The sequence below is a fragment of the Sulfitobacter profundi genome, assembly GCF_042661425.1.
Classification (GTDB): Bacteria; Pseudomonadota; Alphaproteobacteria; order Rhodobacterales; family Rhodobacteraceae; genus Sulfitobacter; species Sulfitobacter profundi.
On sequence record NZ_JBHSWA010000002.1, the window covers coordinates 1 to 18763 of the forward strand.

Here is an 18763-nt window from a genome sequence, read left to right on the forward strand (position 1 = left end):
TTTTTCCGCGCCTGATATTGGCAACGAGAACGATTTGCCGCCCAGCATCTCTGAAGAAGTTTATGCACGTGCTTTTCGTCGTCGCCAAGTGGGACGCTACCCAGAAGTGCCTACGGGCAATGGATTTTGCATGTTGATCCGGCGCGCCGCTCTCAACAAGTTCGGCGGTCTTGACGCCGAAGCCTTTCCACGCGGCTATGGGGAAGAAAACGATTTTTGCATGCGCCCTGCGGGCCGGATGGAAGAATCTCATCGACGACAGAACCTATGTCTTTCACGATCGCTCCAAGAGCTTTGGCGAAACCAAAGACGCAAACGCTAGGCAGGGGGCTGAAGTGTTAGCCGGTCGCTACCCTGAATATAAGCTTGCCACACGAGCTTTTCACGAAGACGAAGCAATCAGATTCAGCCGCATGCAAGCTCGTCAGGCGCTAAAAGACTGTACTCGTGCAGAATCAGTGAAGCCTCGCGCACTTTTTGTGTTTTCGACCCAGTCTGGTGGCACGCCGCAGACCAACAAAGATTTGATGGGGGCTCTTGCTCAAGATTACGATTGCTGGGCATTGCGCTGCAGCGGCGACGTACTCGAACTTAGCCACATGGCCGACGGAGAATTAGAAAGTGTAGTAATACAGCAGCTCAATCGGCCATTAACACCCCTGACTCATATCTCGCAAGAATACGACGAGATCGTCGAGGCTTGGCTGTTACACTATGATATCGAGCTTGTGCATATACGGCATTTACTATGGCACAGCCTTAACCTACCACACATCGTCAGAAAGCTAGGAATTCCTTCAGTTTTCTCATTTCACGATTTCTACACGCTATGTCCTTCGGTCAATCTAGTAAAAGAAGGTGTCTTCTGTGGCGGGGCCTGTACGCAGGTAGGCGGAAGCTGCGATCAAGTACTTTGGCCAGCCAAAATGATGCCAAAAGTTGACTTTGATTGGATCGGAGTTTGGCGAACTCGTTTTGCCGAAGCGCTTGAAGCCTGCGACGCTTTTGTTACCACGTCAAAGGCGGTGCGGGATCGAATACTGACCCACTTGCCCTTGCTACCGCGAGATAGGTTCTTCGTGATCCCGCATGGCCGAAATTTTCCTTTTATTGGCAATGTTGCCGCCGAGCCACAAGCTACTAATGCTCCAATCCGTATCCTCGTACCCGGAAATATTGGATTTAATAAGGGTAGCGATATTATTAAAGAAATTGCCAGACTTGATCAAGGAGAGCGAATCGAGTTTCACGTGTTAGGCAGAATGACTAAGGCGGTGGAACAGCCCGGCATTGTGCTTCACGATCCTTACACACGCGATAGCTTCCTCAGCAAAGTGCAGGAGATCCGCCCGCATTTTGGCGCAGTATTTACAATCTGCGAAGAAACTTTCTGTCATACACTCACCGAAATGTGGATGGCGGGACTGCCAGTCGCGGTATTTGATTTCCCCACTGTTGGAGGGCGCGTGCGCGAATCCGGCGCAGGTTGGGTAATCGATCATACAGATATCCCTACCTTACGCACATCCCTAATCGAAATTGGTGCCCGGCCGGAAGAACTTCGGACCAAGGTGGATTCGGCCATTCGCTGGCGCAACGGCCCAGGCAAAGGTCTTACCACCAATTGGATGGCTGCCCAATATCTTGATGTTTACCGCGTCGCTACCACCCACAGGGCGGGGAAACTACGCATCGACCGGGTGGTGGCCGAAGCCTCCACACCGCGACCCAAGATCGCAGTGGTGGTTCCGCAATCAAACGTAAATTTTACCCGAGGAAATGCTTCCTCACATATTCGGGTGTGGGAACGCACTCGTAATGAGCTCGACCGTGACGTCGTATATATACGAATGCGGCCCGATAACTTGATGGCAGCACTGCATGCAGGTCGAGTAGATGGCGTCATTATTCAACGAAATGCTATCCCCAATCATTGGATAGAAGAATTCTTAGAGACTTTTAAAAAAACAGGTGTTCCCTATGTAGTTGAACTTGATGACGATCTGTTTGACGTCCCGACAGACAAGGATCCAAAAGGACGTTACGCGGCTGCAGCACAAGGATTGGAGCGTTTCGCCAAACAGGCTGCAGGGCTAATCACTTCAACCGAATCCTTAGCTGGGAGGGTGCGGCGGATTCACGATCGAGTAGAGGTTGCACCAAACCTACTCTCCCGGGCGATCTGGTCACTGCCAATTAGCACTCGCCGCTCAGATGGGATGATACGGGCGCTCTACATGGGCTCCTTTACTCATGCCGAAGATCTAAAGATGATACTATCGGCGGTGGAAGGAGTTGCGATGCGTACGCCAGAGTTCCGGTTGCGCTTAATAGGTGTGTGTGAATTGCCGTTACCAGAATGGGTCGAGCGGACCGACCCGCCCGACTCTGCGCGCAATTATCCCGAATTTATTCACTTCCTCGCCGAGCAGAGGTCCGACCTCGATTTCGCTATCGCGCCCTTGATGGATTCACCGTTTAACAACCAGAAATCAGATCTAAAAATCTTAGAGCAGGGAGCGTTAGGCCTTCCAGTGCTTGCCTCGGATACACAGGTGTTTTCTAGTTTTGCCTCCGTCGAGGGCGTGTATCTCGTGAAAAACACCCCCTCTGCTTGGCAAGCTGCGCTCGAAGATCGGATCGCAAAAATTGGCAACTGCCACGCGGAGGGTCGCGCATTGCAGAGCTGGATCCACGCGCATCGAGAACTTGAGCCTTCTCTAGGGGCTTTCGATCGATGCGTAGTAGAACTCTTGAACCTAAAATGAAGGTAGCGGACGCAAACTCAAGACCAATGGAAATAATAGTATGGCCACAGCGAGACCTGTAAATCTGCAGCTTCAGCCGAATTCCCAAGTTCGTACAAACAGGAAAACACGATGACTAATTTATCCGCCAACACAGAGAGCCTACCGGATCCAGATGCTGTGAAAATAGCCGTGCTGGGACTAGGATATGTTGGACTTCCACTCGCTTTAGAATTTTCCAAGGTCTTTCCCACCATTGGTTTCGACGTGCACGAAGAGCGCGTTGCGATGCTTTCAAAGAACGTAGATCTCACTAGAGAGGTGACTTCTGAGGAACTGGCTGCGGCAAAGGGTCTACACTTTAGCGCTCGGCTCGACGATATTTCAGATTGTAACGTTTATATTGTCGCTGTTCCGACACCAATTGATATTAATCATCAGCCCGATCTGCTGCCTCTCCTCAAGGTATCAGAAACTATCGGCCACGTGCTTAAGCGAGGCGATGTGGTGATCTATGAATCGACTGTCTACCCGGGCGCCACCGAAGAAGATTGTATCCCCGTCCTTGAAAAACTATCTGGTCTGACGCTTAACCGAGACTTCTATGCGGGCTATAGTCCCGAGCGGATTAACCCTGGAGACAAGTCTAGACCATTGCCTATGATCCTTAAGGTCACCTCTGGATCCACTCCTCAAGCCGCCCGATTTGTCGATGACCTCTATAAGCGCATTATTTCCGCTGGGACCTATTGTGCCTCTTCAATCAAAGTCGCGGAGGCGGCCAAGATAATTGAAAATACCCAACGAGATTTGAATATCGCCTTGATCAATGAATTATCAATTATCTTTTCGCGATTAGGCCTCGACACCAATGAGGTGCTTGATGCCGCCGCGACGAAGTGGAACTTCGTACGCTATACACCCGGCTTGGTGGGGGGCACTGTATTGGGGTCGATCCTTATTATTTGATGCACCGTGCGACGGCGGCGGGGCACATCCCCGACCTCATCCGCATTGGCCGTGAAATCAACAATGGCATGGCACGAGAAAGCGCAAACCGTCTCGTGCGCGCCATGACAAAAGCGGGTCATCAGATTCTTAATGCCCGCGTTCTAATCCAAGGAGTGACGTTCAAAGAAAATTGTCCTGATATCCGCAACACCAAGGTATTTGAGCTTGCGACAGCGCTTCAAGAATGGGGGATGGAAGTTGATATTTCAGATTCTTGGGCCGATCCAGATGAAGTTGATCATGAGTATGGCATCCGACTGATCCAAGCTCCTAAAGGGACCTATGATGCGTTGATCCTCGCAGTCCCACATAGCAATACTATCTCGGCAGGGAGCGAACCTCTACGTGCACTGTTGAAACAAGGCGGTCTTCTTTTTGATTTAAAAGCAGCCTTCCCCAAGGAGCTGTCAGACCTGCGGCTGTAAACCTTTGACAAAAGGTAACTACGCCATTGACAGCTTACCACAAAGCAGGCCGATGAGGATGAGGCATCCACATCGGCAGTGTCGAAATTTCGTGGCCAGGGCCGGGGAGGGGGAGCTCAAGGATTACCCTTCTAGCAACTCTACCAAGTGCCGCCCGTATGAATTTTTATGGTACCGCATGCCACGCTCGCGCAAAGTCTCCGAGGATATCCAACCCTGAGAATACGCGACCTCGTCCGGACTGCCAGTTTGCAATCCTTGGCGTTTTTCCAAAGTGCGTACGAAGTTGCCCGCATCCAACAGGCTGTCATGAGTGCCGGTGTCGAGCCAAGCATAACCGCGCCCCATTTGCTGCACATTAAGCTCGCCATCGTGAAGATAGCTTTCCAGTAGCGACGTTATTTCCAGTTCGCCTCGCGATGAAGGGCTCACTCCTCTCGCCCGGACAGATGCTGTACCATCAAGAAAATAGAGACCTGTCACCGCATAGTTTGACTGTGGTACCTTAGGTTTTTCGGTGATCCCACGCACTTTCCCGTCAGCGTCAAAGTCAACCACACCATAGCGCTCTGGGTCCGCTACGCGATAACCAAAGACAGTGCCGCCACTGCTATTAAAATTGGCCTCTTCCAACAACTTCGGGAGCCCATGGCCAAAAAAGACATTGTCCCCCAACACCATCGCGCTGGCAGCGCCAGCGAGAAAATCCTCGGCTAGAATATAGGCCTGTGCGAGCCCGTCAGGGCTGGGCTGTTCGATGTAGGTCAGGTTGATACCCCACTGGCTGCCATCGCTCAAAGTACGCTTAAACTGTTCTTGGTCCTGCGGCGTCGTGATTACCGCGATCTCTCGGATTCCCGCCAGCATCAGAACGGAAAGCGGATAATAAATCATGGGCTTATCATAGATTGGCAGAATCTGCTTGGATATCCCCAAGGTAACCGGGTAGAGTCTGGTGCCAGAGCCGCCAGCCAGAATGATACCTTTGCGTGTCTTCATTGTAGATATACCCTTATCTCGACAGTTTATTGGTCCCAAATTGAACCTCGTATCAGTCTTCTCTGTGAGGCTTACTTGTCAGGCTGCCCCCTAAGTCTTTTAGCACTCGATCCAGTCCCACACGCCAATCAGGACGCGCAATACCGAAGCACGCTGTGGTGGTGGAACAATCTAGTTGGGAGTTCAGCGGCCGAACCGCCGGGGTCGGATAGTCCCTTGAAGGTATTCGCGTCACCGCGCAATCTATGTCAGCTTGCTTGAAAATCTCAATAGCAAAGTCGGCCCAGCTGACAGCTGGGGCACCGCTAAAATGATAGGTGCCAGCCTTGCTCGCTTGCTGTCCAAGCTGGTTCGTAATTGTCAAACAAGCGGCTGCAATATCCCCTGCTGCTGTCGGCCCACCGATCTGATCCCCAACAATCGTCAAACTGTCCCGTTCACGACCCAAGCGCAGCATCGTTTTGACAAAATTGTTGCCGTGGGAGGAAAACACCCAAGATGTACGCAGGATAGCAAAGCGCCCGCCTGTTGTCCGGACCGCATCCTCCCCCACCAACTTTGTGCGCCCGTAAGCTCCCAATGGGCCAGGTGCGTCATCAGGTTTCCATGGTGTCTCCCCTGGCCGTCAAAAACGTAATCTGTTGAGATGGTTAGAAATGGTATGTCTCGCGCGGCACAGACTTGCGCCATTGCCGCGGGGGCGTCGCCATTCACCAACAATGCCTGTGCCTCTTCGTTCTCGGCGTGGTCTACGGCTGTGTACGCGGCGGCGTTGATCACAGCGCTTGGCGCATGAGCCTTTACCGCCTCCATGCAGGCAGACGGATTTGTCAGATCAACCTCGTCGCGCCCAATCGCGACAACATTTGCCTGCTGCCGCAGCTCTGTGGCGACTTGGCCAGTCTTTCCAAATACAAGAATTGTCATAAGGACCTCTCCAAGGCATCATCAATCCAAGCTATTGCCTGAGCCCATGTGATCAGCGGAAATCGCTGTACGCGCTCGCTGTAGTAAGCAAAGCTTTCTCTTCCGACCATGTCAGACAAATCGACAAGGACAGCAGCGCTCTCAGTTACCTGAAGGATGCCACATCCATGATCTATCTGAACAATTTTGAAATCAATGCCTTCAGTAACCATCAGTTCCGGCGCAACCTTCCATACATCCCCGTTCCACCGTCCGCTTATGCGAGGCATATGTTCAAACAGCCAACTAGTGGGCAGCATGTCGTGCAGAGCAATAAACCCGCCGGGTTTCAATGCAGCTATCGAATGTACGATGTCCCGATGAACCTGAGTATATTCGTGAAGCCCATCGATCCAGATGACGTCAAATTTTTTTGTGTTGCTGGCAAAGAATTCATCTGATGTTTGCCGGTGCGTACCCCCGCGAGCGGGGTCAACGCCGGTCTTGTCGGCCAGTGGGATTGAATCAAACAACTGGTTCAAGTCACAGCCAATTTCCAGATAAGCACAATTGGGGATGCGGGCTGTGATATAATTGATCAGCGCTATTCGATTATAGTTGATCGACGACCAATCCCAATTGAACTCTTTTTCGTGGGCGTGGTGGCTGAAATGATCGGTCAATGTCTGGCGCTCTAACTTATTGAGATCGCCCCAATCCTTTGCCAGAAGGGTATCAATATCAGGGTTAGCCTTCATGTCTTTTATCCTTCTAAAGGCTAACAGCACAGCCTATACTTTGCCCAAACGAACACCCACGTCGCTACGATCTAGCAGCTGGCTCCACCAATCTTCGTTGTCCAGATACCAGCGCACAGTCTTCTCTAATCCCTCCTCAACTGTAACAGAAGGGCGCCAGCCCAGTTCCTCGCGGATACGGGTGGGATCAATGGCATAACGCGCATCATGGCCAGGGCGGTCGGTCACAAATTCGATCAAATCTGCATAGGGTTTGTCGGCCGGGCGTAATCTATCAAGGATACTGCACAGCATGTGAACCAATTCCAGGTTAGTGCGCTCGTTCTCCCCACCGATGTTATAGGAACGCCCAAGCACCCCTTTTTCCAAGACCAGTAGCAGCGCATCAGCGTGGTCTTCAACATAAAGCCAGTCCCGCACATTGCCCCCGGTTCCATAGATCGGTAGCGGCTTGCCCGCCAATGCGTTTAGGATCACCACAGGTACCAGTTTTTCTGGAAAATGGAAAACACCATAGTTGTTGGAGCAGTTGGTTAGAACCACTGGTAAGCCATAGGTTTCTGCCCACGCCCGCACCAAGTGGTCGCTGGCAGCCTTGGAGGCTGAATAAGGGCTGCGAGGATCATACGGAGTTTCTTCAGTGAATTTCCCGTCGGACCCAAGCGAGCCGAAGACCTCATCTGTAGAAATATGATGGAAGCGGAAATCTTTAGGTTTTCCTTTGGTCTGCCAGTAGCTGCGCGCTGCTTCCAGCATGTTGTAGGTGCCGGTGATATTAGTTTCGATGAAGTCCCCCGGACCATCAATCGACCGGTCAACATGGGATTCCGCTGCCAGATGCATCACTGCTTGGGGAGCGTGATCAACGAAAACCTTATCCATCGCCGCGCGATCACGGATATCAGCCTTTACGAACGTATAGTTCGGTGCCTCTGCCACGCTGGCGACGTTGTCCAAGCACGCAGCATAAGTCAGGGCGTCGAGGTTAATCACCTCGTGGCCGCGCGCCACAGCAAGCCTCACCACTGCAGAGCCGATAAAGCCTGCCCCGCCGGTAATCAAAATCTTGGTCATTCGGTACCTTCGAACACAAACGGGCTTTCAAAGTTTCGCAGCAGGGGTGCTGCAGCGTCTTTTTCCGATAAGATTGGCGCCTGCGTACCTAACCCCCAATCGATGCCAATGTCGGGATCGTCGAAACGGATCGCGCCATCAGAGTCTGGAGCGTAATAATCAGTGCATTTGTAAATGATTTCGGTGTCCGGTTCACGAGTGACAAAGCCATGTAGAAAGCCTGCAGGTACCAGCAATTGCCGTCCATTCTCGGCGGTCAACTCATAACCAGTCCACTGTCCATAGGTTGGGCTCCCCCGTCGCACATCCACCGCCACGTCAAACAGAGATCCCCGACCACAACGTACCAGCTTAGTTTGGGCGTGGGGAGGCGATTGGAAATGTAATCCCCTAACAGTGCCGACCTCACGGCTCAGCGAGAGGTTGTCTTGTACAAAATCGAAATCAAGCCCCGCCTTGGACATGCGGCCTCGGTTCCAGCTTTCACTGAAAAAGCCTCGGGCATCCCCAAAGCGACGCGGTGTTATTAGCACCACTCCCGGTAGGGTGGTTGGCTCAATTTCCAGCATGTGTGGTTCCTTATCTATCGCCACGCCCTGCCTACTGCAGAAAGCGGTTTTCCCAGAGTCCACTATCAATTGCTTGCGCAGATGTCAGCCCGCTTCGTTAAGACACAAGGGCTGTCGATTGAGCAGATGTGGGATCGCCACGAAGCCACTCGATAGCGTAGCGTTGAATGTCAGCCCATCGCCCAGCTAGGCAGCACACCTATTAATTCTTGTTTATGGGCATAGGTTTGTGATTCATTTCGTCCAAACAACGGGGGGAGGATGCAAGTGGCGCGATCAGACATGGGCGATCTGGAATGGGAATTCATCAATCCGTCTTGCCTAACAAAACGCGCGGCAAGAAGCGGGTTGATGACCGCCGCGTGATCAACGGCACTTTCTACGTCCTGCGCACCGGCATCCCTTGGGCCGATCTGCCCAGCGACAACGGTCTATAATCGCTTCAACCGGTGGAGCTACGCGGGCCACTGGGACCGGATCATGGACGCCATCGCCGACGACACAGTGATGGTCGACAGGACTAGCGTGCGCGCGCATCATTCCGCCACGACTCTAAAAAAGACCCGCGCCGCTGTTTAGGTCGCTCACGGGGCGGATTAGGCACGAAAATACATGCGCTTACCAATCAGGGTGGGCTGCCGATCCGATATGAATTGACACCCGGCCAAGCTCATGACGCGCCGCCGTGCAAGACGCTACTGGGCAATTTGTAACCTGGCCAACATGTGCTCGCGGACAAAGCATATGACGCTGACTGGACCAGAGGCTTGATCTGGGAACAGGTCGCTATCGACGTGATCCTTCCCAAGACCAACCGCAAACTACCCGCCGAATTTGATGCTGAAATCTACCGCGAGCGCAACAAAATCGAGCGTTTCTTTGGCAGGCTGAAAGCCTCGTTCCGCCGTATCGCAACCCGATACGAGAAAACGTCACGCAATTTCTTGTCGATGATCAAATTGGCATCGGTCAGGCTGTGGATCGAGTTTTATGAGTCGGCTGCCTAGGGTCAGGATTCATAACCAGTAGATGACGAGGGCGGCGAGGGCGATGGCCGAAAGGAAGACCTTCGGGCATCGGTCATATCGGGTGGCCACACGCCGCCAGTCCTTGAGTCTTCCGAACATGATCTCGATGCGATTGCGCCGCTTGTATCTCCGCTTGTCGTATTTGACCAGCGTCTTGCGCTTTTTTCGGCCTGGGATGCAGGCGCGTATCCCCTTGTCCTGCAACGCTTCTCTGAACCAGTCAGCATCATAGCCGCGATCCCCGAGTAGCCATTTGACCTTTGGCAGGCTGCTCAGCAGGGCCCGTGCGCCGATGTAATCACTGACCTGTCCGGCGGTGACGAACAGGTCGATCGGTCGTCCCTGACTGTCGCAGATGGCGTGCAGCTTGGTGTTCATGCCGCCCTTGGTTCGACCGATCAGGCGACCACGCCCCCTTTTTGGCGGCCATACTGGTCGCCGTTCGGCGGGCTTTGAGATACGTCGCGTCGATCATCACGGTCGTCTTCTCGCCGTGTTCTGCCGCCAGCCCGGCCATCATCCGCGCGAAGATGCCCTTCTCGCTCCACCGCTTCCACCGGCTGTAGAGCGTCTTGTGAGGACCATAGGCAGCAGGCGCATCGCGCCACCGCAAGCCATTGCGATTGATGAAGATAATCCCGATCAGCACCCTCTTGTCATCTACCCGGGGCTTCCCGTGTGACTTGGGAAAGAAGGGCGCCAGACGCGCCATCTGCGCGTCGGTCAGCCAGAAAAGATCGCTCATATCACTGCTCCATTTTCCGAGCGGTGAATCATGCTGTGCGCGCGAAATCAATGCATCCTGACCCTAGTCAAGTGGTTCATGGGAGGTGAAAATATCCATGATACATTATCAATAATGTATCATTATTAAAGGGTTATCTGAATATGTTTCGCGCGCGAAACATTTGAACATTGTATGGGCGAAGTATCCTACGTTGAGATACTTAAGATACACATTGATTGAAGGGAAGTCGTTGAAACCCGATACCTATGACCGGACGCGGGTAGTGGCGCCTGGTTGGGACGTGCGTGTCCTTGAGCAGGAATGGCGGGCCTGGGCTAGCGAGGTTCCAAAGAGGACTGACGCTGCTTTTATTGGGTTCTACAAAAGACGGTTTGTTGAGAGGGACCTGTTCAGGGTCGACCATAGCTTCGGGGGTTAAGAACTTTATAGAAGAAGGTTCCCTCAAACGCGCCGCCTAAAATCCGGTGTAGCTGGGCAATGACATGCCGATTGTCGACTGGATTTGTCGGGCAAAGGTATGACACAAGCACTTGGCAAACAGGTGCCGGAGTGGTTGTAAGTCAATGACTTCAAGGGGCCAAATTTAATATCCTGAAGTGGAAGTAACTTTGCTGGCAAGGCTGATACAATTATTTAAGCGTTATGCTACCCAGCATGGCACGCTGAAGCGGCGTGGGTTTGAACTCATCGATACCGATGGGACGGTGTTTGGATTCCTAGAACAGATTTGCCTAAGGCGCGGCCGTTTGGTGATTGAGGGATGGGCCCATACCGAAATGGTTGGGCTTGTGTGTGGCACCGAACGAACACAGGCTGCTCCTTTTTGGTGCGCGGCGATGTGAACCAAGCGCGCGGCGAGAACAATCATGCCAGCCTTGGGTTCTTACTTGATCTTCCGCTAACGCCCGGCCCCAAGATGTTCTGGGTCAGGCATGCAGATGCACAATACGTTTATGCTCTACCTGATTTTACTGCGCGAGAATTGTCCGGAATGAAGCACCGTTTGGCGCTATCCTTCTTGTGGGATATTTTGCGCGCTCTGCCCGCTGCGGCCAGTTGGTATCGCCGTAGCGATCCCGATGCGCGCCGCCGGATTAAACATATCTTGGGTTTAAACGAACACACACTTACGCAGCTAGTGCCCTCGGAGTTGTTCGCAAAGCCCGATCTGCCACAGGCGCACTTACATCAAGACTGCGAGATTACTATCATCCTGCCCGTCTACAATGCCTTTGATCTCTTGGAAGAGGTGCTCCAGCGGGTAGTCGATTACACCGACCTGCCTTATAGAATAATTTTGATTGAGGATGCTTCGCCAGATGAGCGGGTACGTCCTTTTCTACGCCACTGGCACTCAGGGCTTACAGAAGAGACTGCTGAACGGGTCCGGATTATAGAAAACCAAGAAAATCTCGGGTTCATTCGATCAGTGAATGCGGCCTTCAACGCGGCAATGACCTATGGGAACCATGTGGTCCTACTCAATGCCGATGCATTTGTGCCTAAGGACTGGGCCAGTCGATTGATCGGACCTATTTTAAGAACTGAAAGCGTTGCCAGCGTCACTCCGATGTCCAATGATGCCGAGATTTTTAACGTACCTACCATGGGGCGACGGAGTGATCTGGCGCCGGGGCAGGGGGATGCACTAGATCAAGTTGCGGCACGACTTAATCCAACTTTTACATTGGCCGAAGCACCTACTGGAGTTGGTTTTTGCATGGCTATGAACATTAATTATCTGCAGCTGGAACCCCAGTTCGATACAGTCTTTGGTCGCGGCTATGGTGAAGAAGTCGATTGGTGCCGCCGCGTAAACGAACGACATGGGGGGCGGCATGTGGGGCAGGCGGGACTTTTCGTGGAACATCGGGGCGGTAGCTCTTTTGGGAGCGCAGAGAAGCTCAAACTGGTGCATGCCAACAATAAGATCATCTCGGGACGCTATCCTGATTATGACCAGTCCGTTCAAGATTTCATTCGCCGCGATCCGCTGAATGCAACGCGACTGGCATTAGGGCTGGCTTGGGCCGGGCTACGTCAGGCACCGGTGCCCGTTTATCTGGCGCACGACCTCGGCGGCGGTGCTGAGCATTATTTGGCACAGCGGATCAGAACCGAATTAGGCGATGCCGAGGATGCTGCCGCGGTAGTACTGCGGGTAGGAGGCGCACAGAAATGGCAGATCGAACTGCACAGCTTGGGAGGTGTGTTGCGCGGCGAAACCGATGACACGGCGTTGATTCAGCAGCTGCTGGCCCAGCTTCCCGCGCGCCATGTGGTCTACTCCTGTGGCGTGGGGGCCCGCAACCCGGTAGAGATTCCGGCCATTCTAACCGAGTTGGCCACCGGGGATGCACATTCATTAGAAGTGTTGTTTCACGACTTCCTACCGCTCAGTCCATCCTACACGCTGCTGGACGCCGATGGAGTGTTTCGGGGTCTGCCGGAGGTCGAGGGGCCTCAGGATGAAGCGCATCAGTTCACCTTACCCCAAGGGCCCACTCTGTCGCTGGCCGATTGGCGGGCTGCTTGGGGGAGATGATGCAGACGGCAGATCATCTGACTGTCTTTTCGAATGACAGCGCCAATATAGTGGCCAGTGCATATCCGCAGGTTGCCAATTTCATCCGCATCCAGCCACATGAAATATTGCATCCGGTGCCTAATGTTTCTCCAGGCAAAACCCACGACGGAGTGCCGGTGATTGGAGTGTTGGGCAACATCGGCATACAGAAAGGGGCGGGCCTGCTGCAGTCCCTTAGCCGCGAACTGGCACGCAGCGAGCAGGCGCGACTGGTGGTGATCGGGAAAATTGACCCAGCCTACGTGTTAAGCCGTCCGGCACAGGTGCATGGCAGTTATCAGTTGGAAGATATTCCTGGAATCGTTAAGCAGTACGGCATCAGCCAATGGCTGATCCCTTCAATCTGGCCCGAAACGTTTTCCTATGCGACCCATGAGGCGATCGCCACTGGGTTACCAGTCTGGTGCTTTGATCTGGGGGCGCAAGCGGAGGCGGTGGCCGCAGAAGCGGCACGCAGCGGGAAGGGTGGTACGATCCCTCTTGAAGTGGTGTGTGAGGACGTAACCAAAGTTCTCGATTTTATTTTGCCACAAAACTAGAAAGCTAATGATGAGTAAGATTTCCGTTCCCATAAGTAAGCTGCACGGCAAAGGCATTGAAGTACTGAATCGGGGTATGTCCAAGTCGGTAAACTTACCGGCAAATACCAAGCTCGAGGCCCCGTCGAGTCTGAAGTGGACCGAATATGAGCACTCCATTCATCTGGGGGCTTTTTCTTATCAAGTGTCGGGGTATTGTTTTGCAGCACGGATTGGGCGGTATTGTTCGTTTGGTGAGAATGTACAGATCGGACGCCAAGATCACCCACTGACCTGGGCATCAACCAGCCCCGCATTCTATCTGCATGACCGCTTGTTTGACCTTGATAACGGCTTTGAAGGGGCAGAGAATTACCACAGCTATCGTTTTCCGAACGAAGGCCCACCAACCAAGGTGAAGATTACCACCATTGGCAATGACGTCTGGATTGGCCATGGCGCGATGATCAAGGCTGGAGTGACGATTGGCGATGGGGCAGTCGTGGCGGCGCATTCTGTTGTGGCGCGCGATGTGCCTCCCTACGCGGTCGTGGCGGGTAACCCAGCAGTCATCAAGAAGTCCCGATTGCCGTCCAATCTCATTTCGCCGATGTTGCGCTGTGCGTGGTGGCGGTACGCGCCTTGGCAACTAGACCATCTGCAGCCCTCAAAACCGCTTGACTTCATCATGGGCGTATTCGCCATGCAGGAGAAAGAGCCTCACTTTGAACCCACTTTGGTGGACCTATCCAAGGATGAAATGTGACAACCGTCGTTTTTCTGCATATTCCAAAGACCGCCGGTCAGACCATCCACAACGCTCTGGTGAAAGCGGTTGGAGGCGTAGAGCATGTCAGCCCAGTGCGCACCCATACCCAAGCGCCAAACGGGCCGCAGATGCCAGCAGGATACAGACTTTACTCTGGGCATATTGACTGGGATGAACTCGGGAATTTGCCCCAGGACCGGTTTGTTTTTTCAGTGCTGCGTGAGCCGCGTGAACGGATCGCGTCGTTCTACCTTTATCTGCTCAAGGAAGCCCAAGCGCTGAGCCCGGCGGCTCTGCAGCGTCCTGAAAACCTCGGTAAACGCCGGATTCTCGAAATGTCTGCGGACAATTATTTTTTTGGCGGAGATGCCGCTTGGCAGAACTTTGTGCGCGACCATTACGACAACTTTTATTGCGCCTACTTCGCCACACGTAAAATGCGTGGGCGGCGTGGTCTTGCAGGGTTGAACGCGGCTGAAATGATGGCACGGGCCCGTGAGGGGATGGCACAGCTTGATGGTCTTTACACCACTACTGGACTTACAACATTGGAGACCGATATCGCTGCGCGGCTGGGGCAGCAGATTAATGTGGCACGGAGCTTTCACAATACAGGTGGCCATGCCGCGGGAGAAGCGCGTTGGCCCAAACTCTTGGCGCTGTTTGAACGCGATTCTTCTGCCGCGAAACTAGCTAAGTTCGCCAGCTTAGATACGGAGTTGATGGCCGCGACCCTGCCAAAGGATTGGGCCTTAGGTGAAGATCGGTGATGCCACGGGCCCTATTGTACGCTCATACCTCTTCTACCCATCGTTCAGCAAAGTGCGGTGTTGGCGCCGCAGCAGCAGAAGCCCCGCCATAAACAGCGCCAACGCCAACCCTAGCAGATATAAGATCGATACGTAACTAGCGTCATAGTTGGCATAAAAGCCGCGGCGCACCAGCCCGACGATATGCACCAAGGGGTTATACCACAGGATATCGCGGTAAGGCTGGGGGATGGTTTCAAATAGGAAGAAGATGCACGAAATAATAAACATCGGCCGCATCAGGATGGACCAGATCCGCTGCCAGACTGGAAACCGAGTAAAAAGATAGCAATTCATCGTGCCAACCCCCAAGGCCAGCAGCGCTGTAAAGCTAAAGGCGGCGACAACGGTTGTGTAATCGGGCAGCAACCGAGTGTCGAAAGCCAACAGGATTCCTCCGAGCGTTATATAGGCCACCAGGACTTGTGTCAGCATGTTGACCAAGAAGCGCGCGATGATTGCATCCAGATATGTCACTGCCGGGTAGGCCAATAAGGGCTTTGAGAACAGCAGCGACATCGCCAGCTTTCCGGATATATCATTGAACATCAGGAAAGGAACCATCCCCGTTGCATAGAAAATCGGAAAATTGGTTCCCAAGGCCGGAGATTGAAAGCCAGTCGAAAAGATTAGGGTCAGCAAGGCGATCCCTGCCGCCGGTTCCAGTACAGCCCAGAGATATCCCCCGGCGAGCGGCCATAGGTGGTAACCATTTCACGCAGCATGAGGGCGGTGATTGTGCGCAGGCTGGCAAAGCGCCGCCCTCGTACCACGCCGGTGGCGGACGGTTGGGCTGAAGGGAAGGTGGGCAGCATGGCAGGCCTTAGTGCTGAAGGGTTAGTCGTGGTTCATACAGGCCATTGCACTGGTATTCAAAGGGCAGGGTTTGTAAGACTGCTGAAAATGCCTAACCGGTTGGGAACTACGGATTGACACAACCTGCTGCCACCAACGCCTCGGGGACAAGAGACCCAGCCGAAAAACCTACAAATGGCCCCCCTACGATGCACCCGTGCGCGCGCCAGTGCGCCGTGCTCGGGTGCGCTCACGACACGTAGGCATCCTTATGAGCTTCGTGGCGATGGTTCTTGTGCCCGCGTCGGCAGCAGCTTTTTACTTGTGGTCAATTGCTACGGATCAATATGCTTCTACAGTGGCATTCTCAGTGCGCTCGGAAGAAGTCAGTTCGGCGGTGGAGCTCCTGGGCGGGATCACCGAACTGTCTGGGTCCAGTTCTTCTGACACCGACATCCTGTATGAGTATATCCAGAGCCAGAAGCTGGTTGCGCTGTTGAACGATGAGTTGGACCTAGAAAGTATTTGGTCACGGCCAGAGTATGACCCGGTATTTGCCTATAATCCTTCGGGCACAATAGAGGACCTGGTCGACTATTGGATCCGGATGGTAAAGATCTATTATGATAGCGGCAGTGGGTTGATTGAAATCCGTGTGTTGGCTTTTGATCCCGACGATGCTGAGGCTATTGCCACCAGCATTTTTCGCGAGAGCTCAAACATGATCAATGAGCTGAGCGCTATCGCCCGCGAGGATGCGGTGCGCTATGCGCGGATTGATCTGGACGAGGCGGTAGAGCGATTGAAGACCGCGAGAGAAGCGGTGACAGTGTTCCGAAATAAGAACCGAATGGTTGATCCGACGGTGGATTTGCAGACCCAAGCGAGTCTGCTGGGCACTTTGCAACAACAATTAGCCGAGTCCCTGATCGAACTGGATTTGCTCGATGAGACCACTCAGTCTAACGACCCACGGGTCGGACAAGCACAGCGTCGAGTTGCAGTGATCGAGAAGCGCATCGAGGAGGAACGCCGCAAACGCGGCATTAGTGGTGGGGCCGTCACAGACCAAGAGTTGTTTTCTACTCTTGTCGGCGAATACGAGCGCCTTGTCGTGGATAGGGAGTTTGCCGAAAAAACTTACGTCTCGGCCTTGGCTACTCGCGATGCCAGTCTTGCTGAAGCACGCCGCCAAAGCCGCTATCTAGCTGCACATATCGAACCAACACATGCACAACGCGCACAATATCCTCAGCGTGAGGTAATCTTGTCTCTGCTTGTGCTGTTCCTCTTTGTGTCTTGGGCGATCCTTCTGTTGGTATTTTATTCTCTGAAAGACCGGCGCTGAGGCGTGAATATGATTGAGTTTCGCGACCTTACCAAACGATTTTTCATCCGTGGCCAACGCAAGGTGGTGGCCGACAATATCAATCTGGTGTTTCCCGCCGGACGCGCAGTTGGGCTTCTGGGGCGCAATGGTGCTGGTAAATCGACCCTCCTTAAGATGATTGCCGGTACTATGGATCCGACCGAAGGTCAGATTATCTCGCACGGTACGATCTCTTGGCCGGTAGGGTTCGCTGGATCGTTTCATGGAGAATTGACGGGCGCGCAGAATGCGAGGTTTATCGCTCGGATTTATGGGGTCGATACGGAGGAAATGATCGACTTTGTGGGTGATTTTGCCAATTTGGGTGGACATTTCAACTTGCCATTTCGCACCTATTCTTCGGGTATGAAGTCACGGCTGGCCTTTGGGGTTTCCATGGCCGTACCCTTTGATACCTATCTCGTGGATGAAGTGACTTCCGTGGGGGACGCGGCGTTTCGCAAGAAAAGTGGCGAGGTGTTTCGTGCGCGGATGGAACATGCAGGTGCCGTGGTGGTCTCGCATGGCATGGGTCAGATCCGTGAGATGTGTGACGCGGGCGCGGTGCTCGAAAATGGGAAGCTTTACTATTATGATGATGTGAACGAGGCCATTGATCACCACAATGGAAATATGGCTAAAGGCTAGTGCTTCAGAGCCGTCCTAAAGCAGCAGCGGCATATAGACATGCGGTGCCAAGGCGTCCCTGCCGTGCGATGCCCAAACGACGCAGCTGCGCAATGCGGGTGGGGCCGGCTGCAGGTTCCCGGAAATTTTCAAGTATCTGTCGTGCCATTGGGTCGAGTAGCTGCGCGCGGGTTGCTAGCGCGGCGGCATTGGCGCCCACCCAGTTTCCATATTCCGACCTCAACACCTGACGAGCGCGGGTAATTCTGGCGCGCTGCCCACGATGGGCACCCATCAAGTTGCTGTCATGCTGACGGTAAAGGAGGGCAGTGGCATCATCAACTATAACCTGCCCACCGGCGCCTGAAATCAACAGGTAAAGCCACCAGTCGTGATAAGGGACGCCCATTGGCACTCCAGCGCGGCGCACCAGCTCCAATGCCTCAGCAGAGAGCACGCAGCTGTGGCCGCTGATTACATTCTGCACCAGCGCATTGCCGAAGCTCGGGCGGCTTCCTAAGGTTCTGGAGCGACCGATCGCCCGGAGTGTGTTATCCACATGGAGGCTCTGCGCGCCGTAAATCACCAGCCCCTCATAGTCTTGGATTTGTGCTATCGCGCGGGTGAGTTTGTGATCAAGCCAGACATCGTCTTGATCTGACAGTGCCACCGGACCGGTGGGGAATTCAGGATGACAGAGCAGCGACATAAAATTTGTGGCCACGCCTTGTCCTGGACCCTTGATTACGCGCACCGGATGCCGATTGCCATGGCGGCGATCAAACTCCTGTAGAATGTCGAGAGTGGCATCATTGGAGCCGTCATCACTGACCCAAAGCTGCCAATGTGTATGATTCTGAACCAGATAGCTGTCCAATTGCTCCCGTAGATAAGCCGCCCCGTTAAAAGTGCAAAGCGCTATGGTCAGTAAAGGGGTTTTGGTGAGCATATGTGTATAATTAAACGGTTTTTACATAGAATCCATAGCCTTGCTGTAGAAATGGATCTCTCGCCCTGGTCGAAC

18 protein-coding genes and 2 pseudogenes are annotated in these 18763 nt (G+C 53.5%); 11 read left to right on the forward strand and 9 right to left on the reverse strand.

Annotated elements, in window-relative coordinates; genetic code table 11:
* From ACFQAU_RS17820 to ACFQAU_RS17835, 4 genes are all read left to right on the forward strand, one after another.
* The coding region (locus ACFQAU_RS17820; RefSeq protein WP_386284133.1) for a glycosyltransferase family 2 protein at positions 1-322 on the forward strand (322 nt) is incomplete at its 5' end.
* Between the two features lie 13 nt (positions 323-335).
* On the forward strand, positions 336-2768 hold the full coding sequence (locus tag ACFQAU_RS17825; RefSeq protein ID WP_386284137.1) for a glycosyltransferase: 2433 nt from the start codon (positions 336-338) through the stop codon (positions 2766-2768).
* A 111-nt stretch (positions 2769-2879) separates the two neighbouring features.
* Positions 2880-3716, forward strand: coding sequence for a nucleotide sugar dehydrogenase (locus ACFQAU_RS17830; protein ID WP_386284140.1), 837 nt, complete (start codon positions 2880-2882; stop codon positions 3714-3716).
* Positions 3716-4183 carry a UDP binding domain-containing protein gene (locus ACFQAU_RS17835; RefSeq protein WP_386284220.1) on the forward strand — a complete coding sequence of 156 codons (468 nt, stop codon included), beginning with the start codon at positions 3716-3718 and terminating at the stop codon, positions 4181-4183. Before ACFQAU_RS17830 ends, ACFQAU_RS17835 begins: the two co-directional genes overlap by 1 nt.
* 123 nt (positions 4184-4306) lie before the next feature.
* Here ACFQAU_RS17835 and rfbA read toward each other — a convergent pair whose 3' ends face one another.
* The 5 genes and pseudogenes from rfbA to rfbC all read right to left on the reverse strand — a co-directional run bounded on the left by rfbA (position 4307) and on the right by rfbC (position 8489).
* Positions 4307-5182, reverse strand: a complete 876-nt coding sequence (rfbA, locus tag ACFQAU_RS17840) for a glucose-1-phosphate thymidylyltransferase RfbA (protein ID WP_132446745.1) — start codon at positions 5180-5182, stop codon at positions 4307-4309.
* Between the two features lie 52 nt (positions 5183-5234).
* Positions 5235-6109, reverse strand: a pseudogene (gene rfbD / locus ACFQAU_RS17845) (dTDP-4-dehydrorhamnose reductase).
* On the reverse strand, positions 6106-6846 hold the full coding sequence (locus ACFQAU_RS17850) for a class I SAM-dependent methyltransferase (protein ID WP_132446741.1): 741 nt from the start codon (positions 6844-6846) through the stop codon (positions 6106-6108). Before ACFQAU_RS17850 ends, rfbD begins: the two are co-directional and overlap by 4 nt.
* Positions 6847-6879: 33 nt before the next feature.
* A complete protein-coding gene (gene rfbB, locus ACFQAU_RS17855) occupies positions 6880-7920 on the reverse strand; it encodes a dTDP-glucose 4,6-dehydratase (protein ID WP_132446739.1) in 1041 nt (346 codons plus the stop codon).
* Positions 7917-8489, reverse strand: coding sequence for a dTDP-4-dehydrorhamnose 3,5-epimerase (gene rfbC / locus ACFQAU_RS17860; RefSeq protein WP_132446737.1), 573 nt, complete (start codon positions 8487-8489; stop codon positions 7917-7919). The genes rfbB and rfbC overlap by 4 nt, the downstream gene beginning before the upstream one ends.
* A gap of 267 nt (positions 8490-8756) precedes the next feature.
* On the opposite strand from rfbC, the pseudogene ACFQAU_RS17865 reads away from it, so the two are divergent.
* Positions 8757-9496, forward strand: a pseudogene (locus ACFQAU_RS17865) (IS5 family transposase).
* Between the two features lie 9 nt (positions 9497-9505).
* Here ACFQAU_RS17865 and ACFQAU_RS17870 read toward each other — a convergent pair.
* Positions 9506-10262, reverse strand: a protein-coding gene (locus ACFQAU_RS17870) for an IS5 family transposase (RefSeq protein WP_386284148.1) whose coding sequence is annotated in 2 segments (ribosomal slippage) — positions 9506-9932 and positions 9931-10262 — 759 coding nt in all. Because the reading frame shifts where the segments join, the coding sequence is not laid out codon by codon here.
* A gap of 829 nt (positions 10263-11091) precedes the next feature.
* Here ACFQAU_RS17870 and ACFQAU_RS17875 point away from each other — a divergent pair.
* Genes ACFQAU_RS17875 through ACFQAU_RS17890 form a run of 4 tightly spaced genes read left to right on the forward strand, consistent with a single transcriptional unit; the run spans position 11092 to position 14909 of the window.
* Positions 11092-12810, forward strand: a complete 1719-nt coding sequence (locus tag ACFQAU_RS17875) for a glycosyltransferase family 2 protein (RefSeq protein WP_386284223.1) — start codon at positions 11092-11094, stop codon at positions 12808-12810.
* A complete protein-coding gene (locus tag ACFQAU_RS17880; RefSeq protein ID WP_386284151.1) occupies positions 12807-13391 on the forward strand; it encodes a glycosyltransferase family protein in 585 nt (194 codons plus the stop codon). The genes ACFQAU_RS17875 and ACFQAU_RS17880 overlap by 4 nt, the downstream gene beginning before the upstream one ends.
* A 7-nt stretch (positions 13392-13398) precedes the next feature.
* Positions 13399-14136: a CatB-related O-acetyltransferase gene (locus ACFQAU_RS17885; protein WP_386284155.1), complete on the forward strand. Its 738-nt coding sequence runs from the start codon at positions 13399-13401 to the stop codon at positions 14134-14136.
* Entirely contained in the window at positions 14133-14909 is a 777-nt protein-coding gene (locus ACFQAU_RS17890) for a sulfotransferase family 2 domain-containing protein (RefSeq protein ID WP_132446729.1), read from the forward strand. The genes ACFQAU_RS17885 and ACFQAU_RS17890 overlap by 4 nt, the downstream gene beginning before the upstream one ends.
* A 33-nt stretch (positions 14910-14942) precedes the next feature.
* Here ACFQAU_RS17890 and ACFQAU_RS17895 read toward each other — a convergent pair whose 3' ends face one another.
* Positions 14943-15590, reverse strand: a complete 648-nt coding sequence (locus tag ACFQAU_RS17895) for an ABC transporter permease (protein ID WP_386284160.1) — start codon at positions 15588-15590, stop codon at positions 14943-14945.
* Positions 15584-15763: a hypothetical protein gene (locus ACFQAU_RS17900; RefSeq protein ID WP_386284163.1), complete on the reverse strand. Its 180-nt coding sequence runs from the start codon at positions 15761-15763 to the stop codon at positions 15584-15586. Before ACFQAU_RS17900 ends, ACFQAU_RS17895 begins: the two co-directional genes overlap by 7 nt.
* A gap of 251 nt (positions 15764-16014) precedes the next feature.
* Between ACFQAU_RS17900 and ACFQAU_RS17905 the strand changes: the two genes are divergently transcribed.
* Both ACFQAU_RS17905 and ACFQAU_RS17910 read left to right on the forward strand, forming a co-directional pair.
* Positions 16015-17091: a KpsE/RkpR family capsule polysaccharide export protein gene (locus ACFQAU_RS17905; RefSeq protein ID WP_132446725.1), complete on the forward strand. Its 1077-nt coding sequence runs from the start codon at positions 16015-16017 to the stop codon at positions 17089-17091.
* 9 nt (positions 17092-17100) lie between these two features.
* Positions 17101-17760 (forward strand): ABC transporter ATP-binding protein, encoded by a 660-nt coding sequence (locus ACFQAU_RS17910; RefSeq protein ID WP_132446723.1) that lies wholly within the window; start codon positions 17101-17103, stop codon positions 17758-17760.
* A gap of 4 nt (positions 17761-17764) precedes the next feature.
* On the opposite strand, the gene ACFQAU_RS17915 is transcribed toward ACFQAU_RS17910, so the two are convergent.
* Positions 17765-18688 (reverse strand): glycosyltransferase, encoded by a 924-nt coding sequence (locus ACFQAU_RS17915; RefSeq protein ID WP_132446721.1) that lies wholly within the window; start codon positions 18686-18688, stop codon positions 17765-17767.
* Between the last annotated feature and the right edge of the window lie 75 nt (positions 18689-18763).